We start from the raw sequence: 22576 nt of genomic DNA, 5'->3' as shown, positions 1-22576 counted from the left end.
ACATCGTAACGATCAATGTTGACTAAATTAGTAAAATTTAATACCGAGCGCAAGATCGCTGAAAACGCGATTCCAAAAAAGATCAAAAAAACAGACCCAAACGCCAGCACGTGCCAGCCCTATTCGGTCTTCGTATGCATCGAAGGGATAGATATGCGTGCACGTAACCTGAGGGCCGTTCTGATCGGCTCTGCCTCTTGCCTCAGCCTGGTTGCCGGATTGGCAGCTGCGCAGGAAACCGGTGAGGATGACGAATTCCTGGGCACCATCGAGTTGGGCGAAAGCAAACGCGAAGTTCAAACCAGCACTGCCGTTCCGGTCACCAACATCGACCAGGAAGAGATTGACGACCGCCAGGCCTCGACCATCGCAGAGTTGATCGACTCGGTCCCCGGCGTGACCTTGGTGAACGGGTCGACCCCACAGTCTTCGGGCATCTCGATCCGTGGTTTTGGTGCCGACGGAACCTATGGCACGAACCCGCGCGTTCTGATCACCGTGGATGGCGCGACCACCGGCGGCGAGGAAATCTATCGTATCGGCAACCAGCTGTTCACCGACCCCTCTCTTTACAAATCGGTGTCGGTCATTCGCGGCACAGTCGGCTCGTTCGAGTTCGGCTCGGGCGTCGTGGGCGGCGTGGTTCAGCTTGAAACCAAGGACGCTTCGGACTTCACAGGCGGCGAGATCGGTACGCGGTTCCGTCAAACGCTGGAGGCGCAATCCAACGGCACTGGCTGGGCTTCATCGTCGATCCTGGCCTTCCAGCCGACTGAGGATGCCGAATTCCTGTTGAACTATACCTATCGGGATCAGGATCAGTACGAAGACGCGCGCAGCAACACCATCACCGGCACGGATTTCAAGGACTATTCTTTCCTGGCCAAGGGGCGGTACACCTTCGGGACGGACCGGGAACATGCCGTGTCGACCTGGTACAACGTCACCCATTCGAATGACAAGGATGTGCCCTATGATATTCTTGGCGCGTCTTCGGGTGGCGGGTTCTACTTCGGCAACGTTGACCGGGTGGTCGACAGCCGCACCGCCGGACTGCGGTATGCGTTCACGCCTGCAGGCAATGATCTGGTCAATGTCGAAGCAACGCTGACCTATACCGAGCAGGACATCGACAGTACCTATATTCCAGGTTCTTGTTCTGGTTTCCCGGGCTGTGACAACGCCGTGTCGAACCTGTTGAATGCCGATCACAATTACAAAACGACCAAGCTGACCGTCAAAAACAGCAGCTTCTTTCAGACCGGTTCGGCCTCGCACGACCTGCGCTTTGGGGTGGAATTCATCAACCGTGAACGCGCTGATGCCAACTCGGCACCGGGCGGGACGGACCGTCGTTGGGCAATCTTTGCAGTGGATGATATCGAAGTCACCGATGCTCTGACCCTGACACCGGCACTCCGTTACGAGTCGCAGAAGGTGAAGGGCACCGACGAGATTTCTCCCGGCGCGACGCTCCCCTACAACGGTGAATTCGACAACAGCGCTTTGATGGGTGGTTTGTCGGTACGCTATGAATTTAACAGCGGTTTTGCCGTGTTCGCCAGCGCGGCCTATACCGAGGTGTTCCCGATCATCGACCGCCTGGACAAGCCGTCGTCGGTCTGGGTCCCTGAGAAGGGCACCACGTATGAGGCGGGTTTCTCGTACCTGCGCGACGATCTGTTCTCGACCGGTGACCGCCTGGCATTCAAGCTCAACTATTATGACACCGCTTTGAAAGATGTCCGCGCGACCGGCAACGTTCTGACCGAAGTGGACGTCAGCGGTGTCGAGATCGAAGCCTCTTATGCCCATTCCAGCGGCTTTTACGTCGATCTGAATGGCACCAAGGCCAGCGGTGATCAAACGGCGCCTGGCGGCACCACCACCGACTGGATCTTCGCTCCGGTTGGATCCGTGGCTTTGACAGTCGGCAAGAACTTTAGCCAGGCCTTGGATGTCAGCTGGGAGGTTGTTGCGGCCGAAGGCACAAACGCGATCAACGGCTCGGGGTATCTTGGCGGCTATGCGGTCAACAACCTGCGTGCAACCTATCGCCCGCAGAATGGCGTGTTTGCTGGAACCGAAGTTCGCGTCGGGATCGAGAACATTCTCAACAAACAGTATCAGACACAGTTGTCGACCCGTCCGGCTGCGGGTCGCAACTTCAAGCTGACCGTCGCAAAGACCTTCTGAAGCAACTGGAGAAAAGGCAAAGATGGCACATAAAGCTTTGAAAGACATAATGTTTGCCCTGCTGGCGCTGCCCCTGACTTTGCGGGCAGGCAGCACCCTGGCACAACAGGCTAAACCTGCACCCGGCGTCGCCATCGAGCTGAGTGCAACCCAGGACGAGGGGGCGGGATGCCGGGTCAGTTTCCTGATCCAGAACCGCCACCCCTCGGACATCGCCAGTGCCGTCTATGAAACGGTTCTGTTTGGCGAGCAGGGGCAAGTGGTGCGCATGGCGCTTCTGGATTTTCAGGAGTTGCCAGCGGATCGTCCCCGCGTGCGCCAGTTTCATTTCCCGGACATGGCCTGCGCTCAGATCTCAAGGGTGCTGATCAACGGGGCCGAGCGCTGCGAGGCGCCGGGGTTGGATGACAAGGCCTGTGTGCGGGACTTGGACCTGAGCACGCGCACCAAAACTGAATTGATCGGGTGATCCATGGAGCGTATCGAACAGGCGCTGATCGGCGTTCTTGAGCTTGGTGGACCGGTGGTGGTCGCGCTTCTTCTGACCTCGGTCGTGACGGCGGCATTGGTGCTGTACAAGCTGTGGCAATACCGTGCGGCGGGCGTCGGTCGGCATATCGAACTGTCCCATGCGCTGGACGCCTGGGACCGGGGAGACGAGACATTAGCTTTGCGCCACCTGGCCAAAAGCCGCAGCTATCTGGCCCCGGTGATCGAGATGGCCGTCGATGGTGGGCCGGGTGAGCTGTCAGAACGCACCGATGCCGAAGCAGAAGAGCGGTTCAGCCAGTTGGAGCGCGGCCTGAGCGCGCTGGACATGGTGGCCCAGCTGGCGCCGCTGTTGGGCCTGTTCGGCACTGTTCTGGGCATGATCGAGGCGTTTCAAAAGCTGCAATCCGCCGGCAGCTCGGTCGATCCCTCGCTGTTGGCCGGCGGCATCTGGGTGGCGCTTTTGACCACTGCTGCAGGTCTCGCCGTGGCGATGCCAACATCGCTGATCCTAACCTGGTTCGAGGCGCGCATGCACCGCGAACGCGTCTTTGCCAACCGCGCCCTGCGCACGGTCTTTGCCCCTGGCCAGAAGGTTCTGCGCGAGGCATCTCCGGTCATGCAATCGGTGGCCCATGGCGCTTGAGACCGCAAAACGCCGCCGCAAGCGGCTTTCGATGACGTCGTTGATCGATGTCATCTTTCTGCTTTTGCTGTTCTTCATGCTCACTTCGACCTTTTCACGTTACAGCGAGGTCGAATTGACCGGCGGCGCACCGGGCGCACCCAGCCAATCCGAGCGCGTGACGCGTTTTGTCAAACTGGATGGCGACAGGTTGTTGGTCGATGGCCAGGACACCGACTTTGTGGCAATTGCTGAACGGCTTGCGACCGAGACCGAACAGATGCTGGTGCTGGCGTTTTCAGATCAGACATCCTCGCAGCAGTTGATCGATGTACTGGCCGTCCTGCGGCCTTTGCCTAATACGCAGACCATGGTGCTGAACTGAGATGAACCTGGCCAAGAGACCAAAATCAGGCCGCGAGCCCACGATTGCCCTGATCAACATCGTCTTTCTGATGTTGGTGTTTTTCATGATCGCAGGGACCTTGGCGCCGCCGCTCGACACCTCGTTGGAACTGGTGGAAACCAGCGATCTTGAGGGGCGAGAGCCGCCCGATACGCTGGTCATTCACGCCGATGGTCGGCTGTCCCTGCGCGACGCGACGCTGACCTCGGTTGCGGCCTATGTTGAACGTGTCAGCGTAGCCGCCCCGCTTGAAGAGGTCCGGATCGTACCCGACCGCGCCTTGCCCGCACGCGAGTTGGTTCGCGCTGGTGCGGAACTGCGCGCATTGGGGGCGACCCGTGTGTTTGTCGTGACCGAAGGACGCTTGCAATGATCCCGCATTCCCGACTTGTTGCTGTTGTTGCGGTGCTGGTGGCCTTTGGGGCGCATGCGGGCGGATTGGGTGGGTTCGGCAGCCGGGACGTTGCTGAAATCGAGGGCGGCGGTGATGTGGCAGAGGCCGCCCTGGGCGCGTCTTTTGCCGATATGACCGCCGGCACGATCAGCCCGGCCGAGACCCTTGAAGTTGAGCAGCCAACCCAGGAAGAGGTGCAAAAGACACAGGCCGAACCAATTGAGCTCGCTCCAAAGGCTGTGCCAGAGAAGCTGATCGAGGTGGCAAAACCTGTTGAGGTGTCGAAACCCGTCGCCGTGGCGGTTCCGGTACAGCACAAACCGCAGAATCTTCCTCCCGCGGTTCCGATTGCTGTGGATCAGGTGAGCAACGAGGCGGCCGCGAAACCGTTCGAAATGGCGATGGCAACCCCGGCCGAGGCCGAGATAATGCCGCAGGAAAGTGAACCGGTTCAGGCTGTAAAGCCCGTAGAGGTGGCCGAGCCGGTTGTTGAAACGGTGTCTGAGCCTGTCCAACCGATCGAGAGCAAAGAACCTCAGCCCGAAGTGGCCCCGGTGGACGCACGAATGGCCGCGATCCGGCCCGTGTCCCGGCCCGAGCGGCACGTGCGGACAAAACCTGCCAAGCAGAAACCCAAGAAAACAGAGCCCAAACCCCCGGTCGCGGCCAAAGCGGGCAACAGCACGCAGAACGCTAGGAAGGGGACCGAGACGGGAACCAAGCAAAAGAGCTCCGCCAATTCCCGCAAGTCAGCCTCGACCTTGGGCGCGGCTGGCAATGCGGCCGCCAGCAACTATCCAGGGTTGGTCAAGCGCAAGATCCACCGCGCCCGGCGCAAGTCAGTCAAGGTGCGCGGCTTGGCGCGGGTGAGTTTTCGCATCGCCGACAGTGGGGCGCTTGCGGCAGTTTCGATCAGCCGCAGTTCAGGCTCCAACCGACTTGATCAAGTGGCGCTTGCACAGGTGCGGGCGGCGGCTCCGTTTCCCAAACCCCCCGCAGGTGCGAGGCGCAGATTTTCGGTTGAGATCAAGGGCAACTGATCCGTTGTTTTGACGCTGAACGGAAGCTTGCAGAACCGCGATTTTCTGTTTCTCATCTTCGATCCGAAAGGGGGGGGTTCGATATTGCGGAGAAGCTCCCGCCCGTCGTCGATGCCCCTTGCGGGACATCTCCTCCCGTTGGGCCAGGCTCATGCGGGCTTTGCCCGAATGAGCCTGGCCCCCTGCCGTCCGCAGGACGCAAGGCCGAAAGGCTGTGCAAGGATCAATGTCCTTGGTCAGCGTTTGCGTTGCGCGTCCCGCAGCAAAGCGGCCAGCCGATAGAACCCGTGCGCCATCTTGGTGTAGGGAGTCAGGAGAAAGAAGCTCAGCACTGCGCCCAGGTGAATGGCCAAAAGGGCTGGCATCAGCAGGGTCGCCCCCAGCCAATAGAGCAGCAGGCCACTGAGCCCGACAAACCCCAGAAGCGCGATGAACCCGATCTCTCCACCCCAGGCGGCCACATCGCCTAACTGACGATCCGCGCGCAGTTTCAGCGCGATCATCCCACCGCAGCCCAATGTCAGCAGCAGGCCGCCGGACACGCCCAGAAGCTTGGGCAGGGACCAGAACGGGTAGGGGGCGGGCGCGTCGAAGACATAATGCAGAACCGTGCCGACGCTGGTGGCTGCAAAACACAGCAGAAATCCCCACATAACCGCCTGATGCATGTGGCGGCGGGCTTGGGTAAAGCGGTCTTCGTCTTCGAAGTTGCACCCCTCGCCATGTCCGGTAGCCAGATCCGTCATCCGCGCCGTCCGCGTGAGGGCCACCTTGACGTCCGAGATCTGCAACATTGATCCCCCAACGGCACGCCAATATCGGCGCAGGCTGATCGCCAGGCTGACCAGCGGCAACAGGAAAGAAGGCAGAAAGATTGCCACCATCGCGTTGTGAGACAGCACCGCATAGAACCCATTGCCTCCGGCCGAGCCAAGGGCGCGGATGGCCCAGAACAGCAGCGCGAACCCGGCGACCAGGGCCAGAGCGATGGCACCGCCCTGGGTGTGGAACCTGCGCGCCAGCGGGGCGGGCCAGGTGTAGGCCTCCCAGCTGTCGCGGCGCACTTCGGCAAGGGCTTTGGGCAGGTTCAGGTCGAACTCATGCGGGGCGGTGTATTGGCAGGCATAGTAGCACCCCCGGCAGTTGTGACAGAGGTTGGCCAGTTGCGTGATCGTGCCATCGGCAAATGCGCGTTCGGCGTGCAGCGCCGGAAAGACCGAACAATAACCTTCACAGTAGCGACACGCGTTGCAGATGGTGGCCTGACGCCGTACCTCTTCGATCAGTTCAGTTTGCATAATCTGCTGCCTCCTGTCCGGCGATGCGGCCAAATACGGTGCCGATGGTCATGCCGAACCCGGCCAGATACCCCTGACCCAGGATCGATCCCGCCATGGTTTCGCCCGCCGCCCAAAGGTTTTCGATCTTGTTGCCTTGCGCAGAGCATTGCGCGCGCGCGTCGACCTTGAGGCCGAGATAGGTGAAGGTCACGCCGGTGCGCAGCGAATAGCCGAAGAAGGGCGGGTCAGAGATCGGGCGTGCCCAATTCGTCTTAGCCGGTTCAATGCCGGACGTGGCAACCCCATCCAGCTCGGTCGGGTGAAAGCCCGATGTATCGCCACAGGCGGCATTGAACGCTTCGACCGTGGCGCGCAGCTGCGCGGGCGGCAGCTCCATCAACTCGGCCAGCCCCTCCAGCGTGTCAGCCTGTAGCGGGGGAAAGACCGAGGGCATGAACAGTTCACGCGCCTTGGCGTCGATGATGGCATAGCCCACCTGATCCGGCTGCGCCGCCACCAGACGCCCCCATATGGCATAGCGTTTGGGCCAGACATCCTCGCCCTCGTCATAGAACCGTTCCGCGTTTTTGTTCACCACGATGGAAAAGGGCACGCAGTCCAGCCGGGTGACGATGCCGCCGTCGAACTTGGGCGCGCGCCCGTCGATGGCGACGGCGTGGCATTGGGTCGGATCGCCGACGCTGTCGATGCCTTGATCCAGCAGATCAGCCAGCACGACACCGCGGTTGTAGGGGGTCCCGCGGATCAGAAAGTTCTGCGCCGCAGGCCCCCAGGCACGTGTGAGCCATTCCGTGTCAGCCTGAAAGCCACCCGACGCCACGATCACCGCTTTGGGGGTGATCCGATGCGACTGTCCCAGGTGGGTGTAATCGACCCATTCGATACGATTGCCGTTGAGTTCCAGATGGGTCACATGCGCCTCATAGAGCGCCGTGACCCCAAGCGCCTGGGCCGTGCGGTAATAGGCGTTCACCAGCGATTTGCCGCCGCCCATGAAGAAGGCATTGGTCCGGCCCAGGGACAGCGTGCCCGACAGCGAGGGTTGAAAGCGTACACCATGCCCTTCCATCCAGGGCAGGCATTCTTCGGACGTGCGGATCGCCAACCGCGCCAGGTTCTCGTCGGTCTTGCCCCCCGTGACCTTGAGCAGGTCGGCGAGATATTCCTCTTCGTCATAGGTGTCGGTCAGGGGGCCAAGAGGGCCTGCGTGCATGCAGCGAAAGTTGCGGGTGTGGCGCGAGTTGCCACCGCGATAGGGTTGTGGTGCAGTTTCCAGGATCAGAACCCGGGCACCTGCGCGTGCGGCCACCATGGCGGCACACAAGGCCGCGTTGCCGCCGCCGATCACTGCAATGTCAAAATCATTCATGGCTTGTGTTCCTTACTGAACTGGGCCTACGCCACGTGGTTTGATTTGACCAATCAGGGTTTTTCATCAATTAATGCGTAATGCTTATCAATTTCGACTTTGGCGACCTGCAGGCCTTTCTGGCGGTCAAGGAAACCGGCTCGTTCCATGCGGCTGCGGAGCGGTTGAATCTGTCCCAACCAGCCGTCACCCGTAGGGTGCGCAAGCTGGAAGAGGCCTTGGGCTCGACCCTGTTCGAGCGCACCACGCGCGCGGTCAAGCCGACGCTGGCCGCCAAGCGCTTGCAGGCCCGGGCAGAGGCAATTTTGGAAGACGCGCAAGACACCGCGCGGGCCATGCGTGATGACAGCGTGGCCTTCGCCCATCAGCGCAGCCTGATCGTGACCGTGGCCACGATCCCAACCGTGGTGTCTCGGGTGATCACGCCCGCGGTGGCGGCCTTTCGCGCGGCGGGGCATGTGGCCCGGATTCGCATCTTGGACGCCGATGCCAATGAGGTCACAGAAGCGGTATCGGGTGGGGATGCTGATTTCGGCCTGTGTTCAATTCCGGCTCTTGAGCGGACAACGATGTTCGAACCCCTGTTTGATGACCGCATCGTTCTGGTGGCGCCGCCAAGTCACGACTTGGCCGGCAAGGCGGGGATCCTCGCCTCTGATCTGTCGGACGTGTCCTTGATTCTGCCTGCGCGCGGTACCGGAAACCGCCTGTTGATCGACGAGGCCATGGCCCGCGCAAGGGTGCATCCGGTCTGGACATACGAAGTGGGTCGCACGGCGACCGCGTTGGATATGGTTGCGGACGGTCAAGGCGTCGCGTTGGTGCCGCTCTCGTCCATCGGCCGTGCGCAGGTCGTTGTTTGCACTTTGGATTTGCCCGATATCCAGCGCCCTATCGGGCTGCTGACACGCACGGGCCAGGCTGATACGACCGCGGCCGCTGCCTTGAAACAGGCGATACGGTCAATTGTTGCCTGATGAACGGCAGATGTGGTGGAAACGGAACCTGAAATGGTGTCACAGGGCACTTTCAGAGACGATAAGCCCCGAGCGCCAGCAGCCGCGCGCTTGAGAGCGACGCCGATGATGAACTGAGCCTAAAGTCACGCATTTTCAGCGTTCTACGTCGCGTCATGTGTGGTCAACGTGCATTGTATGCCCAATCGTTCTTGGGGCTTAGGGTCAGGACCTAGAAACATGCTCAGACCTCTATGGTGATCGCAACCAACAGTAGACGTTCGACAAATCAAACCCATTGCTTCCATCGGCGACACCATCGTGGTTCTGCCGTCACTGCGGGCGGTTTTGTTCATCGCGGTTCTGTCTTGGGCTGTTTGAATTAGATGGTCCTGCGGAGAACAGACGCAGGGGGCAGGGTCCCCATATCTGTTTCCACTGGTTTGTCCGTGTGGTTGAACCAGAATTCCTCTGACCCACAGCGGCGCGTGCGCACACCCACTGGCATTGCACGATATGACAGGTCACTCCGCGCGCAAAGCGCGATCATCAAACGGTCCAGCCCCGTATCGTCTAGGATTGCACTGCAGTAAATCCGATTTCCTTGCGCAACGGCACAGGGTTGCCCAAGCTGCGTGTGCAAGATCGTCGGCACTTCCCCTTCGAGTTCTTCGATGTACCCGGTCACGGCACCGCCGCCCACCAGCGGGCGCGGCATATCCGGCCGCAGGCTTTCGACCCGCGATACGGTTACATCAAGGTCTGCAAAGTCAGGTGGCAAAGGGGTGGGAATGCGAAAGTCATGGGTGCGCGCATTGGTTCGGGGACCCAACAATACAGTGCAGGGTGCATTCTCCAATGCTGCCTTCAATTCCGAGCCAAGCGTCATCAGGCCAGGGGCCAACACAACCTTGTATTCGGAAAAGTCCAGCGCTGTCGGGGGCAGAATATCAACCGAAAGACCGGCCCGCCGCAGGGCACGGTAGACGTCGAACACGATCCCGAAATAATTCAGGTGCGCGCCATGTGGTTGCGTAGACCAGGCCCATTCGGATGCATAGTCAAAGATCAGCGCGACAGGCGCCGTGCCCGGCTGGACCTCTGGCGCATCGGCCAGCTCGCGGGTCATTTCGGCGACCTCTTGCATGGCCGGGGCGTCCTGTCCATCGGGGCGCAGAAGGCCCGCGTGCATTTGCTCTTGGGCGAATGGGGCCTGACGCCAACGGAAATAACACACGGCCTCGGCCCCATGGGCAAAAGCTTCCCAGGTCCATAGACGCACCATGCCCGGCAGGGGGGCGGGGTTGTAGGGCGCCCAGTTCACCGGGCCGGGTTGCTGTTCCATCACCCACCAGCGGCCGCGTCCAACGGCGCGGTAAAGGTCATGGTGGAACGCCTGAAAATCCGGATCGCCCTGCTGCGCGTACATGCGCTGATGTTCTGGGGTGGCTCCGACGCGGTCCTCAAGGAAACCCAGCGGATAGCTGTCCCATGTTGCGATTTCCAGATCCTTGCCCACCTCGAAATGGTCGAAATCGGTGATCCGCCCCATGTAATTGTGTGAAATGGGCGCGCTGCTGTGCGGGCGGATTTCTTCGACCTGTGCTTGATTGAAACGCACCACCATATCCGAGGAATAGCGGCGGAAGGCCATCGTATGCGATGGGTTTGCCTCGGTCACGGTCATGTTGGGCAGATCGATGTCGTCAAAACTGCGGTATTCCATCGACCAAAAGACATTGCCCCACGCACTGTTGAGCGCGTCGATGTCTGCATATTGTGAGCGTAACCAGGTGCGGAATCCGGTTCGGGCAGCTGCAGAGTAGGACAGTGTCGTGTCATGGCAGCCGTATTCGTTGTCGGTTTGCCATGCCGCCACATAAGGCGACGCGCCATAGCGTTCCGCCAGCAGACGCGTGATGCGGCGGCTTTCCTCAAGGTACCCGGCGTGGCTGAAGCAATAATGCCGCCGTGATCCGAATTTGCGTGGGTTGCCTTGGGCATCAATTGCCAACATGTCAGTATGGCGATCCAGCATCCACCTTGGCGGCGTGGCGGTTGGGGTGCCGAGCACGACTTTGAGCCCGGCCTGGCCCAAGGTTTCTATGGCGCGATCCATCCACCCCAAGGTCATCTCACCAGGGTTTGGTTCAAGTCTCGACCAGGCAAACTCACCGATGCGAACCCAGGTTAGCCCGGCCGCAACCATGCGGCGCGCATCGTCTTGCCATGTCTCCTCGGGCCAGTGCTCGGGGTAGTAACAGGTGCCTAGCGTACGTTTCATTCCGTGCCTCAGAGAAGGACCCGATGTTCGGGTTGACCTTTGATGGTCGTTTGGACGGCAAAGGTCTTGCCTGCCAGACTGTCACCTTCGCGCCCCTGGGCGGCGGAGGTGACATAGAGTGTGGTCAGATCCGGTCCACCAAAAGCCGGGCAAGAGGCTTGCGGAGTGGGGACGGGATAAGTTTCCAGCAATGCGCCATCCGGAGCATAGCACGCAACCCTGCTGGCGCCCCATTGTGCGTTCCACAAGTTGCCCGATGCATCGACAATGGCACCGTCGGGGCCGAATGCTTGGTCGCGCAAATCCAGATGAACCTCTGGCGCACCTGTCGGCCAGCCATCATCGTTCAAAGCTTGCTTCATGATCCTGCCATCTGCGGTGTCAGTGAAATAGGCGATTGTTCCATCGGGGGTAAAACAGATCGCGTTCGAGATAGTGATATCACCAAAGAGCTGGCGCAGCTCACCGCGATAGTAGCGATAGATCGCCCCGGCGCCGGGTTCAGCCTGAAACCCCATTGTGCCAATCCAGAACCCGCCATACGGATCGGCGCGCCCATCGTTCGAGCGCGTGCCCCGGTTGTCTGCTTCAAGCGGGATGAGCTTTTCACGACGCCCCGACCCAATGTCAAAGCGCCACAGCGCGCATTCGCTGGCCATGATCAGCGTTTCGTTGTCCACCCATCCGGCAGCTGAAACGCAATCGTCGAAGTCCCAATGATGCTCACCTTGCTCGGTCAAGGTAAGGAGGCGTTTGCGCAGAATGTCGAACCAGAAGAACTGTTCACGTGCGGGGTGCCAGAACGCGCCTTCACCCAAGGTGCAGGCTGTCTGCGATATCACGTTGGCCGTCACGATTTGGCCTCGTCATAGGCGGTCACGATACGGGCGGCGAGCTCGGCGACCTGATCGGCTGAGTAACCGGGTTTGTAGATGTTTGACCCCAAGCCAAAGCCGGTAATCCCAGCGTCGAACCAATCCCCAAAGTCGGCCGCACCGACACCGCCAACCGCATAGGACTTTGTACCTTTAGGCAGAACCGCCGACAGCGCCTTGTACCCGTCGAGGCCCAGTTTGAAAGCTGGAAAGAACTTCAGCCCGTCGGCTCCGGCTCGAAGGGCGGCAAAGGCCTCGGTCGGGGTGAAAACACCCGGGTAGGAGGACATGCCATGTGCCTTTGTGGCCTTGATGACGTCAGGGTTGGCATCTGGTGATACAACCATCTGCGCGCCGATCCCTGCCAGACGCTCGACTGACGCAACATCCAGGACCGTTCCGGCCCCCAGTGTCGCGCGATCACCTGCGCGCAGAACCATCCGTTCGATGCTGTCAAATGGATCAGGAGAGTTCAGCGGCACTTCGATCTTGGTAATCCCGGCGCTCAGGAAGGCATCGAGGATAGGCTCGGCCTCATCAGGTTTGATCCCACGCAGGATGGCAATGATTTCGCGGCTCATTCAGGTGGTCTCTTTCAAATGTGCATAGGCGGCACGTAAGCCGCTGAGTGTCGGGGTGTCGATGTCCAGTGCGTGCAGCACCGCGCCCTGTGCGGCCAAGGCAGCTTCATAGGATTGCGCCACGTCGTTGCCGCCCAGAACTGCAACCTTGTGATCGCGCCACAAAGGGCGCGTGGCCGCCAGTTCTGCGCCGATCAGAAGCCCGGATAGGCGCGCGCGCGCAGCGGTGCCAGAAAGATCGTTCAACAAGCTTTCGGCACGCAGGGAAAACAGTGCGCCTGCCAAAGCATGCGGTTGATCCAGCCCCTGAGACACACCGATGTCAAAGGCATCTGCGTCCCAACCACGAGTGGCAACGGAATGGCGCAACACGGATTGCCCTTCGAGCAGGGCGAACAGTTCACCCGTCATGAAAGTTTGAAAGGAAACGATCCGACCCTTTACGATCCGCACCCATTTATTGTGCGTGCCCGGCAGGCAGAGAACCCCGCTAAAGGTCGGCTCTTCGAGCAGGACACCGGCGATCTGGGTTTCCTCCCCGCGCATGACATCGGCTGGTGAGGCCTGTTTTACCCCTGGCAGAATGCGCACGTCCCAGGTTTTGCAGCGCGCGCGTGTGGCCTGGCCTATGCCGGGCGGCGAGCAGGGGGTGGCGACATAAGGCGCTTCGGTCCAGCCTTGCCGGGACCCGGCCATGCCACAGATCAGAACGGGCAGGGACTGGGAAGGCGGAACACCTGCCAACAGGTCGGTCAGCACAGGTTCGAATTGATCCTGATCCAGCCGTCCCATGCCCTGATCGCTGCGGCGGTGATCCAGAACCCGACCATCATGGGACATGAGCCAGACGCGCACATGCGTCGTGCCCCAATCCACCGCAACCCAATCTGGATGTATTGCGTCAATGCTCATCCGGTCACCACAACACCACCGTCCACCACCAACGATTGCCCGGTCATCATACGGCTGGCTTTAGAGGCCAGGAACAAGGTAGGCGAGACAATGTCGTCAGGCACCAGATGCTCTTTGAAGCATTGCCGGTCCAGATGCGCAGCCAGAGCTTCGGGCTCGGCCCACATGTCCAGTTGCTTTTGCGTCAGCACCCATCCCGGCGCCAGCGCGTTTACGCGGATGCTGTCAGGGCCAAACTCTCGCGCAAGGCTCCGGGTCATGCCATTGATGCCCGAATTCGCTGTGGTGTAGGCTGGGTAGCCTGCGTTTCCCATCATGTAGCTGATCGAGGTAAAGTTGATGATCGACCCACCACCTGCGGTCTTCATGCCAGCGATCACGGCCTGGCAGGCAAAGAAATAGGCTTTGAGGTTCACCGCTTGCGACCAATCCCAGAAGGCTTCGTCCACGTCCAATGTGGCATGGCGTTGATCGTTGGCAGCGTTGTTGACCAGAACGGTGATCGGCCCGTGCGTGTCTGCGCAAGTGTCGATCGCGGCCTGCAGCGCTGCTATGTTGGTGATGTCACATTGTACGAAAAGCGGGCGATTGCCGGTTTCACGCTCCATTTGGTCAACGAATGCGCTTGCATCAGATCGCCCAACAAAACCCACTTTGGCCCCTTGCCGCAGGAACCCTTCGGTCAAGGACGCGCCAATACCGGACCCGCCGCCCGTGATAAAGACGGACGCACCAGATAGATCATCATAGACCGTGCGCATCAGTGGCTCTCCCGTGTGACGGGGCGGGTGTCTTTGCCCACCAGAAAATCCAGATCGGCGCCCTGATCAGCTTGTAGAACGGTATCGACATACAGCTTGGCGTACCCGCGAGAGTAATGCGCGGGCTCGGGTGTCCAGTCGGCGCGGCGTTTCGACAGTTCAGCGTCATCCACCAGCAGCTCTAGCATGCCCTGGGATGCGCTGACCTTGATGCGGTCGCCGGTTTTGACCAGGGCAAGCGGGCCACCGGCCTGTGCCTCGGGCGAGACATGCAGGATTACGGTGCCAAAGGCCGTGCCCGACATGCGCCCGTCCGAGACGCGGATCATATCGCGTACGCCTTCGCGGACCAACTTGGCAGGGATTGGCATGTTGCCGACCTCGGGCATGCCGGGATAGCCCATGGGACCAGCACCTTTGAGCACAAGGATCGTGTCAGGCGTCACTGGCAGGTCGTCGCGGTCGATCTGTTCTTTCAGCTCTTCGATGGTGTCAAAGACAAAAGCCGTGCCTTCATGCTCCAGCAGATGATTCGAGGCGGCCGAGGGCTTTACGATGGCTCCGTCCGGGGCAAGGTTGCCGCGAAGAACACGCAGCCCGGCGGCAGGTTTCACCGGATCATCAAAGGGGCGGATGACATCCGTGTTGAAACATTCAGCCCCATCCGCGTAGGCGGTGATGTCGCCATTCAGAACCGTCGTCGCTGACCGTAGATGCCCTTTGCCCAGAAGCTCTTGCAACACGACGGGCATGCCGCCGGCATAGCAGAAGTCTTCCATCAAGTACTTGCCCGAGGGCATGCAATTGACCAGCAGAGGGATCTCGCTGCCCAGCTCGAAATCCGCGAGTTTCAGGTCAACACCCACACGTCCGGCCAAAGCCAGCAAATGCACCACGGCATTGGTTGACCCGCCAACAGCAGCATTGGCCAGGATTGCATTCTCAAAGGCTTCGCGCGTCAGGATGTCAGATGGTTTCAGGTCTTCGTCTACCATCTCGACAATCCGTTTGCCGGTTAGATGGGCCAACGCCATGCGACGGGCGTCGACCGCTGGAAGGGCCGCATTTGTCGGCAGGCTCATCCCCATCGCCTCGACCAAAGACGCCATGGTCGAGGCCGTGCCCATGGTCATACACACGCCCTTGGACCGGCTCATGCCGGATTCAGCGGCCATGAAATCGCTCAGTGTCATGTCCCCCGCGCGCACCGCTTCGGAGAATTTCCACACATCCGTGCCCGAGCCTATGTCCTTGCCCTGCCATTTGCCGTTCAGCATCGGGCCAGAGCTGACCACGATGGCAGGCAGGTCGACCGAAGCCGCCCCCATCAGCTGCCCCGGTGTGGTCTTGTCACAGCCCCCCAGCAGGACAACGCCGTCGATGCCATAGGCGCGAATGCTCTCTTCCACGTCCATCGACAGAAGGTTGCGAAACAGCATGGCGGTGGGTTTCATCTGGGTCTCGCCCAGCGACATCACTGGGAATTCGACCGGGAAACCTCCGGCCTCCCACACGCCGCGTTTCACGCCTTCGGCCAGGTCGCGCAGGCCCGAGTTGCAGGGGGTGAGTTCCGACCAGGTGTTGCAGATGCCAATCACCGGCCGCCCGTCAAAGGCATGATCCGGGTAGCCCTGATTTTTCATCCACGAGCGGTGGATGAACCCGTCCTTGTCCAGCTTGCCGTACCAGTCGGCGCTGCGGCGTTTCTTGGTCATGCGGCTTTCCTTTTGCGGGCCCATTCAGGGATCCAATTGCCATGCGCGGCAAGCATGTCTGTGATCAGCGAGCGGATCTGGCGCAAGTCCAGTTCGGCGGCGGTGTGTGGGTCCATCATTGCGGCGTGGTAAAGGTGTTCAGGCTCTTCATCCAGAAGCGCACGCACAGTCAACTCTTGCACGTTGATCTGGCTGCGCATCAGCGCGATCAGCTGTGGCGGGATGTTGGTGACGATGGTGGGTTGCACGCCGTTCATGTCCACCAGACAAGGAGTTTCCACGGCAGCGCCCAAAGGAAGCTGGGGGATTTGCCCGGTGTTGGGCAGATTGCCATAGGCGGCATAGGGCAGGCCTGTGACGATGGCGTTCATCATCTCGGCGGCGAACTCGTGGCTTTTGGGCACGTCGATGCTTGCAGCGGTATTCAGGGCCTTGGCCTGATCAGCCCATTCCGCGCGCTGTTCAATGCAACGCTTGGGGTATTCGTCCAGCGGGATACCAAAGGCTTCAATCAGGTCATCGCGCCCGTCTTTGATAAACCATGGAACGTATTCGGCCAGGTGTTCAGAGCTTTCGGTACAGAAGTATCCCAGGTGCTCCATCACTTCATACCGCACCTTGTTGCCACACCGCGGCATCAGGAGCGGTGGCTTTGGCAGCGCGCCTGATTGATACCCCTGCCGCAGAGCCGGGTAGAGGTCCTTGCCCGATGCATCCTCTAGCCGAAGGAAGAAAGCGACGTGGTTTACGCCCGCCACCTTATAGCGGATGTCACCTTGGGGCATGCCCAGATCATGGGCCATCTCCTGCACGGTGTTTTGTACCGAATGGCACAGGCCCACCTGTTTGATAAGGGGGAACCGCTCGGACATGGCCCAGGTGTTGATGGCCATAGGGTTGACGTATTGCATCATCAGGGCGTCGGGGCAGACGGCCTCCATATCCTGCGCGACCGACCAAAGATGCGGCACGGTGCGCAGGCCCCGCATGATGCCGCCGACGCCAAGGGTGTCGGCGATGGTCTGGCGCAGGCCGTAGCGCTTTGGCAGCTCAAAGTCTGTTACGGTGCAAGGATCATAGCCGCCGATCTGAAAGGCAGTGACGACGAAATCCGCCCCCTCCAGCGCGCGGCGTTGGTCGGTGTGGGTCTCAACCCGGGCGCCTGTGCCCATGGTTGCGATCATCTTGCGCGCCACTGCGGCGCTTTCCACCAGACGATCGGCGTCGATGTCCATCAAGGCGATCGTGGCATCGCGCAGCGCCTCGAAATGCAGCATGTCGCCCACGATGTTGCGCATGAAAATTGTGGACCCAGCCCCGATGAAGGTGAGTTTGGTCATTTGACAGCTCCAAGCGTGAGACCAGCGATGAAATGGCGTTGCATCATGAAAAACATGGCAACCGGGGGCAGGGCGGCAACGATGCTGCCCGCGCTCATAAGATGATACTGCGCCACGAATTGTGAGTTGAACGAGGTGATGCCGGCGGTGACAGGTTGTGCATCCGGGCCTTGTGTCAGAACGATGGCCCAAAAATAGTCGTTCCAGATGAAGGTGAAGATCAGGACCGACAGGGCCGCAATCGCGGGTTTCATCAGGGGCAGCACGATGTACCAGAAGATACGCCATTCTGCGATGCCTTCGACCCGGGCGGCCTCGATCAGCTCAAAGGGAAGCGCACGGATGAAGTTGCGCATGAAGAGTGTGCAGAACCCTGTCTGGAAAGCGATGTGAAACAGCACCAACCCAAGTTTGGTATCATACAGACCGGCTGAAACAGTCAGGTCGCGCACCGGCACCATCAGGATCTGAAAGGGTACGAAATTTCCGGCGATGAACATGAAGAAAATCAGCAGGTTACCCCGAAAGCGATAGATACCCAGGGCAAAGCCCGTCATGCACGACAGCGCCACGGCACCGATCACTGTGGGTACCGTGATCAGAACCGAGTTCAGCATGTAGCGCGGCATATCCGATTCTAGAAACACCTTGCCGTAATTGGTGAAGAACTCGAACGATGAGGGCAGGCCCCAATAGTTGCCGTTGGTGAAATCCGCCAAGGGACGAATGGAAAACATCGCCACCGCAATCAAGGGCAAGAGCCACATGATCAAGGCAAGCGGCACCAGCGCCTGATAGGTGATCTGAGCGCCGCGGCTGCGTTTTTCTATGGGGGTGGGGAACATGTCTGGGTCCTCCTCAATGCCGCGCGGCTTTTTCGTCTTGGTACATCGACCACAGGAAGTAGCCGATAAAGACGAGCATGATCAGGAACAGAACCACCGCGATCGCCGAGCCATAGCCCATTCGAAAGCCGTATTCGGATAGTGCCTTTTCGAACATGTAGAAGCTCAACACCCGGGTCGAGCCAAAGGGGCCGCCGTTGGTCATGATCGAGATCAGGTCAAACGACCGCAAGGCACCGATGATGGTGACCACAAAGGCGATGAAGGTGGCCGGTTTCAGCTGTGGCAAGATCACGTGCCAGAGCATCCGCCAACCTTTGGCCCCGTCCAGGCGCCCGGCCTCGATCTGTTCTGGATCGACGGCGTTCAGGCCGGTCAGGTACAGGATCATGCAGTATGCGGTCTGCGGCCAGAGGCCCGCCGCGATGATGCCATAGGTGGCCAGCGTTGGATCGCCCAGAACGTTGATCGGGTCCATCCCGACGACGCCCAGAACGGCATTCAACAGTCCCTCGCGTGGCAGGTAGAACCAGCTGAAGACAAGGCCGACGACAACCTGACTAATGACGAAAGGAAAGAAAAACAAAGACTTGTACAGACGAATGCCAACGATAGTCTGGTTCAGGAACAGCGCGATAAGCAGTCCGGCAGGGATCGCCAACAGATAAAGCACCAGCCATTTGACGTTGTTCCAGAGCGAGATTTCGAACGCGCGATCCGTCGCCAGTTCGCGATAATTGTCCAGCCCGACATAGGTGGCCTGTCCCAGTCCGTCCCAGTCATAAAGCGAGATGTTAAAGCTCTGGAGGATCGGGATGATCACATAGGCCAGAAAGAACAGAACGCCGGGCGCCAGAAACAGTAGCGGCGTCAGCGTCATCCGGTTGCGCCGGACCCAGCTCATGTCGTCATGTGCGGTAGCCATAAGTTTCCTCCCGATAGCCCCCGGCGCAGTGTGGCGCCGGGGGCTGTGTCGTGGTTATTTGTAGATGCGCCCGCGTGCGCTCTCGAGACGGTTCAGGATGTCATCCAGGTTGTCCGGGAACACCATGAACTCTTGCAGGCCTTCCATTGCCAGAGCGGCCATTTCTGCCGGGAAGTCGCGGTCAAAGAATTGTGCAATACCGCCGGTGGCATTGTTTGACAGCATTTCGAACCCTTGCTGCAGGAACTCGTCATCGCCGACCGATGCGTTGGCATTGACGGGCAACTGACCCAAGGCGTCCGCCGCGTTGATCTTGGATTGCACGTCCGGCGACGTGACGTATTGCAGGAAGGCGCGCGCCGCCGCTTTGTTCTGCGCATTGGCTGCGATGTGGAAGGTGTCGGTTGGGGCATCTTCGCCCATAGCGACATCAGCGATCTTGGGGAACTGGTAGAAATCGATCTGGTCATCGCCCAAGCCCGCTTCGCGCAGATGCGGCACCACAAAATTGCCCATCAGGTAAGCCGCTGCTTCGCCTTTGAGCATGAAGGGCAGAGCTTCTTGCCAGCTGTAGGTCTGGTGGTCGTCGATGAACGCGCCCATGTCGATCAGCTTGCGCCAGTTGGCGAAGGTCTCGCGCACACGATCGTCGGTCCATTCCACTTCGCCGCGGGCCAGCTGCATGTGGAAGTCAAAGCCGTTGGTGCGCATGTTGAGATAGTCGAACCAGCCACCAGCGGTCCACAGGAACTTGGACCCAATGGTGTAGCATTTGCGGCCTGAATCGATGATTTTCTGGCAGTTGGCCATTTCTTCTTCAAAGGTGGTCGGTTCGCTCAGCCCCAGTTCTTTGAAGATATCCTCGCGGTAGTAGATGCCCCACTGGTAATAGGTATAGGGCACGCCCCATTGCTTGCCGTCCATGGTCATCGCGCCCTTGACGCTGTCCAGACCTGGCAGGTCGCCGCTGGCGTACATGTCCGAGATATCTTCGAACAGGCCCGCGCGCACATAGGGTCCCATGCGGTTGGCGGCATACCAGTTGACGACATCGGGTGGGTTGGCCGTCAGCGCATTGCGGATCTGGCTTTTCCAGGCTTCACGGTCAACCACCTCCAGTTCAACTGTCAGGCCGGGATGCTGTTCATCGAAACCGGCGGCAAGTCCTTCCATAACAGCGCGCGGCGCCGGGTTCGACATATCCGAAATGATGCGCAGGGTGCCTGATAGATCGTCGGCCAGCGCCATCGTTGTCAGGCCCGCGCTCAGGGCGAGCGTCCCAACGGTCGCTTTCAAGGTGTTCAGCATAAGGTTCCTCCCAGATGATGCCGATATGCGTTTTGTAGTAGTTCCAAATAATGAAACTAGATATCAACTATTGAAACTATGTCCGCCTTTGGTTACAGCTGTCAACAGTTTCCTCACGAACACGAGGGAGTAGGAGGAGGGCAGATGGGCGCTATGGATAAAAGCCCGCAGACCGCGGATGGCACGGTTGGCAAGGCGTTACACGTGCTGGACATGGTGGCTGCACACATGCGGCCGGTGCGGTTCAACGATATCCTGACCGACAGCCCGTACCCTAAGGCGACGCTCTACCGCTTGCTGCAAACTTTGACCAATCAGGGCATGCTGAGCTTTGATCCAGACGGTGGAACCTATGCGCCGGGGATCCGATTGGTCCGGCTTGCCCATTCGGCTTGGCGTCAAAGTTCGCTAGCGCCTTTGGCGCGTCCGCATTTGGATGAATTGTCGTCGCAAGTCCAAGAGACCATTCACCTTGCCCAGCTGGACCGTGGACAGGTGCTCTATGTTGACAAGCGAAACGCAGCCACACCTGTCGAGATGTTTTCGCAGGCGGGGAAGGTGGGGCCGGGCTATTGCACCGGGGTTGGCAAGGCGATGATGGCTTACCTAAACGACGATGCGCGCGAAGACGCGATACGTCACCAGTCTTATTTCCGTCATACCGACCACACGCTGACCTCGCCCGACGCCTTACGTGCGGAGCTTGCGCATATTCGCAGTCGCGGTGTCGCCTATGACCGCGAAGAGCACGAGGTCGGGATCATTTGCATTGCAGCGCCGATCCTGTTGCCAGGGGGGCGTATGATCGGCGCCCTCTCGATCACAACCTCGACGCAGCACAAGTCGCTGAGGGATCTGGATCAACTGGAACCCATGCTGCAGGCCTGCGCCAACAACATCGCCGGAGCTGCCGAAAACTGGCAGTTCCCAAGCTGACACGAAAAGGGGAGGAACGCCCATGTCCGGCGTCACGCTGAGAAATGCGGTCAAAAGGTACGGTGACGTACAGGTGATCCACGACATTGACCTGCAGATCGACAATGGCGAATTCTGCGTCTTTGTTGGCCCGTCGGGGTGTGGCAAGTCCACGTTGTTGCGGATGATTGCCGGATTGGAGGAAACCTCAAGCGGCGAGATCCGTATTGGTGATCGGGACGTGACGCGGATTGATGCCTCGGAACGTGGGGTGGCAATGGTGTTCCAGACCTACGCGCTTTACCCGCATATGACCGTCGAAGAAAACATGGGCTTCGGCCTTAAAATGAACGGACACCCCAAAGCCGAGGTTCGTGAAAAGGTCTCGGAGGCCAGCCGGATCCTGCAATTGGACCAGTACCTGAAACGCAAACCCAAAGCATTGTCTGGCGGACAGCGCCAAAGGGTGGCCATCGGTCGGGCCATTGTGCGCGGTCCCGAGGTGTTCCTGTTTGACGAGCCGCTCTCCAATTTGGACGCCGAGTTGCGCGTCGACATGCGGGTCGAAATCGCGCGCCTGCACAAGGAGATCGGCGCGACGATGATCTATGTGACCCATGATCAGGTCGAGGCGATGACGCTGGCGGACAAGATTGTGGTCTTGCGGGCAGGTGTGGTCGAACAGGTTGGCAGTCCGATGGATCTGTATAACGATCCCGACAATCGATTTGTCGCGGGCTTTATCGGTTCACCCAGCATGAACTTTCTGAACGGCGTGGTTCAAGGGGGGCAAGTGCGTGTCCCCGCGCTGGGCAATCGGATGATTTCTGCGGATGTTGCGCTGCCTGCCGAAGGCCAAGAGGTGCTGGTCGGCGTCCGCCCACAGCATCTGACTGTCGAAGCGGGTGAGGGCGGGGCCACTTTGGATTTGCGCGAGCGTTTGGGGGGCGTTTCATACGACTATCTGGTCACGGGAACAGCTGAGAAACTGATCGTGGAAAACCGTAACGAGGACACGTTGCCGGAGGGAAGCGCTGTCATCGTGGGCTTTGAGGATCGCGATTGCATGTTCTTCGATGCCCAGAACGAAAAGCGTTGCCGTTAGTCAGGCCTTAGGCTCAGGAGCCATTGATTTTCACTGTACTGCGTGATTCACCACGCCCAAAACGAGCGGTGAACATGTCTGACCTTTTCTGGCTAAACAACGAGCAGATGGCCCGTCTGGAGCCCTTCTTCCCCAAGTCCCACGGGAAGCCTCGCGTGGACGACCGACGCGTCCTGAGCGGGATTATCTTCATAAACCGCAATGGGTTACGGTGGCGGGACGCAGCCAAGGAAT

The 22576-nt window shown here is 59.7% G+C and carries 22 protein-coding genes; 10 read left to right on the top strand and 12 right to left on the bottom strand.

Annotated features, from left to right (window positions below; all coding sequences use genetic code 11):
• The first annotated feature begins 153 nt into the window (after positions 1 to 153).
• From TRM7615_RS21025 to TRM7615_RS21000, 6 genes are read left to right on the top strand one after another with little or no spacing between them, the layout of a single operon-like run.
• Entirely contained in the window at positions 154 to 2196 is a 2043-nt protein-coding gene (locus TRM7615_RS21025) for a TonB-dependent receptor domain-containing protein (RefSeq protein ID WP_108791726.1), read from the top strand.
• 22 nt (positions 2197 to 2218) lie between these two features.
• Positions 2219 to 2665 carry a hypothetical protein gene (locus TRM7615_RS21020; protein ID WP_235824170.1) on the top strand — a complete coding sequence of 149 codons (447 nt, stop codon included), beginning with the start codon at positions 2219 to 2221 and terminating at the stop codon, positions 2663 to 2665.
• Positions 2666 to 2668: 3 nt separating this feature from the next.
• Positions 2669 to 3331 carry a MotA/TolQ/ExbB proton channel family protein gene (locus tag TRM7615_RS21015; protein ID WP_108791432.1) on the top strand — a complete coding sequence of 221 codons (663 nt, stop codon included), beginning with the start codon at positions 2669 to 2671 and terminating at the stop codon, positions 3329 to 3331.
• A complete protein-coding gene (locus TRM7615_RS21010; protein ID WP_108791430.1) occupies positions 3321 to 3695 on the top strand; it encodes a biopolymer transporter ExbD in 375 nt (124 codons plus the stop codon). The genes TRM7615_RS21015 and TRM7615_RS21010 overlap by 11 nt, the downstream gene beginning before the upstream one ends.
• Before the next feature lies 1 nt (position 3696).
• Positions 3697 to 4089, top strand: a complete 393-nt coding sequence (locus TRM7615_RS21005) for an ExbD/TolR family protein (RefSeq protein ID WP_108791428.1) — start codon at positions 3697 to 3699, stop codon at positions 4087 to 4089.
• The gene (locus TRM7615_RS21000; protein WP_108791426.1) at positions 4086 to 5150 is read left to right on the top strand and encodes an energy transducer TonB family protein; all 1065 of its coding nucleotides are present in this window, start codon (positions 4086 to 4088) and stop codon (positions 5148 to 5150) included. The genes TRM7615_RS21005 and TRM7615_RS21000 overlap by 4 nt, the downstream gene beginning before the upstream one ends.
• Before the next feature lie 236 nt (positions 5151 to 5386).
• On the opposite strand, the gene tcuB is transcribed toward TRM7615_RS21000, so the two are convergent.
• Both tcuB and tcuA read right to left on the bottom strand, forming a co-directional pair.
• Complete coding sequence (gene tcuB / locus TRM7615_RS20995; protein WP_108791424.1) at positions 5387 to 6448, bottom strand: tricarballylate utilization 4Fe-4S protein TcuB; 1062 nt, start codon at positions 6446 to 6448, stop codon at positions 5387 to 5389.
• Complete coding sequence (gene tcuA, locus TRM7615_RS20990) at positions 6438 to 7820, bottom strand: FAD-dependent tricarballylate dehydrogenase TcuA (RefSeq protein WP_108791421.1); 1383 nt, start codon at positions 7818 to 7820, stop codon at positions 6438 to 6440. Before tcuA ends, tcuB begins: the two co-directional genes overlap by 11 nt.
• An 80-nt stretch (positions 7821 to 7900) precedes the next feature.
• On the opposite strand from tcuA, the gene TRM7615_RS20985 reads away from it, so the two are divergent.
• The gene (locus tag TRM7615_RS20985) at positions 7901 to 8797 is read left to right on the top strand and encodes a LysR family transcriptional regulator (protein WP_108791419.1); all 897 of its coding nucleotides are present in this window, start codon (positions 7901 to 7903) and stop codon (positions 8795 to 8797) included.
• A 361-nt stretch (positions 8798 to 9158) separates the two neighbouring features.
• Here TRM7615_RS20985 and TRM7615_RS20980 read toward each other — a convergent pair whose 3' ends face one another.
• From TRM7615_RS20980 to TRM7615_RS20935, 10 genes are read right to left on the bottom strand one after another with little or no spacing between them, the layout of a single operon-like run.
• Positions 9159 to 11060 (bottom strand): beta-galactosidase, encoded by a 1902-nt coding sequence (locus TRM7615_RS20980; RefSeq protein ID WP_108791417.1) that lies wholly within the window; start codon positions 11058 to 11060, stop codon positions 9159 to 9161.
• 8 nt (positions 11061 to 11068) lie between these two features.
• Complete coding sequence (locus tag TRM7615_RS20975; RefSeq protein ID WP_235824169.1) at positions 11069 to 11914, bottom strand: SMP-30/gluconolactonase/LRE family protein; 846 nt, start codon at positions 11912 to 11914, stop codon at positions 11069 to 11071.
• The gene (locus TRM7615_RS20970) at positions 11911 to 12516 is read right to left on the bottom strand and encodes a 2-dehydro-3-deoxy-6-phosphogalactonate aldolase (protein WP_108791415.1); all 606 of its coding nucleotides are present in this window, start codon (positions 12514 to 12516) and stop codon (positions 11911 to 11913) included. Before TRM7615_RS20970 ends, TRM7615_RS20975 begins: the two co-directional genes overlap by 4 nt.
• The gene (locus tag TRM7615_RS20965) at positions 12517 to 13428 is read right to left on the bottom strand and encodes a 2-dehydro-3-deoxygalactonokinase (RefSeq protein WP_108791413.1); all 912 of its coding nucleotides are present in this window, start codon (positions 13426 to 13428) and stop codon (positions 12517 to 12519) included.
• Positions 13425 to 14189 (bottom strand): SDR family NAD(P)-dependent oxidoreductase, encoded by a 765-nt coding sequence (locus TRM7615_RS20960; RefSeq protein WP_108791411.1) that lies wholly within the window; start codon positions 14187 to 14189, stop codon positions 13425 to 13427. Before TRM7615_RS20960 ends, TRM7615_RS20965 begins: the two co-directional genes overlap by 4 nt.
• Entirely contained in the window at positions 14189 to 15904 is a 1716-nt protein-coding gene (locus tag TRM7615_RS20955; RefSeq protein ID WP_108791409.1) for an IlvD/Edd family dehydratase, read from the bottom strand. Before TRM7615_RS20955 ends, TRM7615_RS20960 begins: the two co-directional genes overlap by 1 nt.
• Entirely contained in the window at positions 15901 to 17244 is a 1344-nt protein-coding gene (locus tag TRM7615_RS20950) for an alpha-glucosidase/alpha-galactosidase (RefSeq protein ID WP_108791407.1), read from the bottom strand. Before TRM7615_RS20950 ends, TRM7615_RS20955 begins: the two co-directional genes overlap by 4 nt.
• Positions 17241 to 18089 (bottom strand): carbohydrate ABC transporter permease, encoded by an 849-nt coding sequence (locus TRM7615_RS20945; RefSeq protein WP_108791405.1) that lies wholly within the window; start codon positions 18087 to 18089, stop codon positions 17241 to 17243. The genes TRM7615_RS20950 and TRM7615_RS20945 overlap by 4 nt, the downstream gene beginning before the upstream one ends.
• Before the next feature lie 13 nt (positions 18090 to 18102).
• Entirely contained in the window at positions 18103 to 19014 is a 912-nt protein-coding gene (locus TRM7615_RS20940) for a carbohydrate ABC transporter permease (protein ID WP_108791403.1), read from the bottom strand.
• A 54-nt stretch (positions 19015 to 19068) separates the two neighbouring features.
• Positions 19069 to 20322 carry an ABC transporter substrate-binding protein gene (locus TRM7615_RS20935; RefSeq protein WP_181893315.1) on the bottom strand — a complete coding sequence of 418 codons (1254 nt, stop codon included), beginning with the start codon at positions 20320 to 20322 and terminating at the stop codon, positions 19069 to 19071.
• Between the two features lie 144 nt (positions 20323 to 20466).
• Between TRM7615_RS20935 and TRM7615_RS20930 the strand changes: the two genes are divergently transcribed.
• The 3 genes from TRM7615_RS20930 to TRM7615_RS20920 form a co-directional block, all read left to right on the top strand.
• Positions 20467 to 21258: an IclR family transcriptional regulator gene (locus TRM7615_RS20930; RefSeq protein ID WP_370739831.1), complete on the top strand. Its 792-nt coding sequence runs from the start codon at positions 20467 to 20469 to the stop codon at positions 21256 to 21258.
• Between the two features lie 22 nt (positions 21259 to 21280).
• Positions 21281 to 22342: an ABC transporter ATP-binding protein gene (locus TRM7615_RS20925; protein ID WP_108791401.1), complete on the top strand. Its 1062-nt coding sequence runs from the start codon at positions 21281 to 21283 to the stop codon at positions 22340 to 22342.
• Positions 22343 to 22416: 74 nt separating this feature from the next.
• Positions 22417 to 22576: transposase (locus TRM7615_RS20920; protein WP_133241814.1), on the top strand; the 160-nt coding region annotated here is incomplete at its 3' end.

Source organism: Falsiruegeria mediterranea M17 (assembly GCF_900302455.1).
Taxonomy (GTDB): domain Bacteria; phylum Pseudomonadota; class Alphaproteobacteria; order Rhodobacterales; family Rhodobacteraceae; genus Falsiruegeria; species Falsiruegeria mediterranea.
The sequence above is the reverse complement of the archived record's forward strand: the minus strand, read 5'-3'. Positions and strand labels throughout refer to the sequence as shown.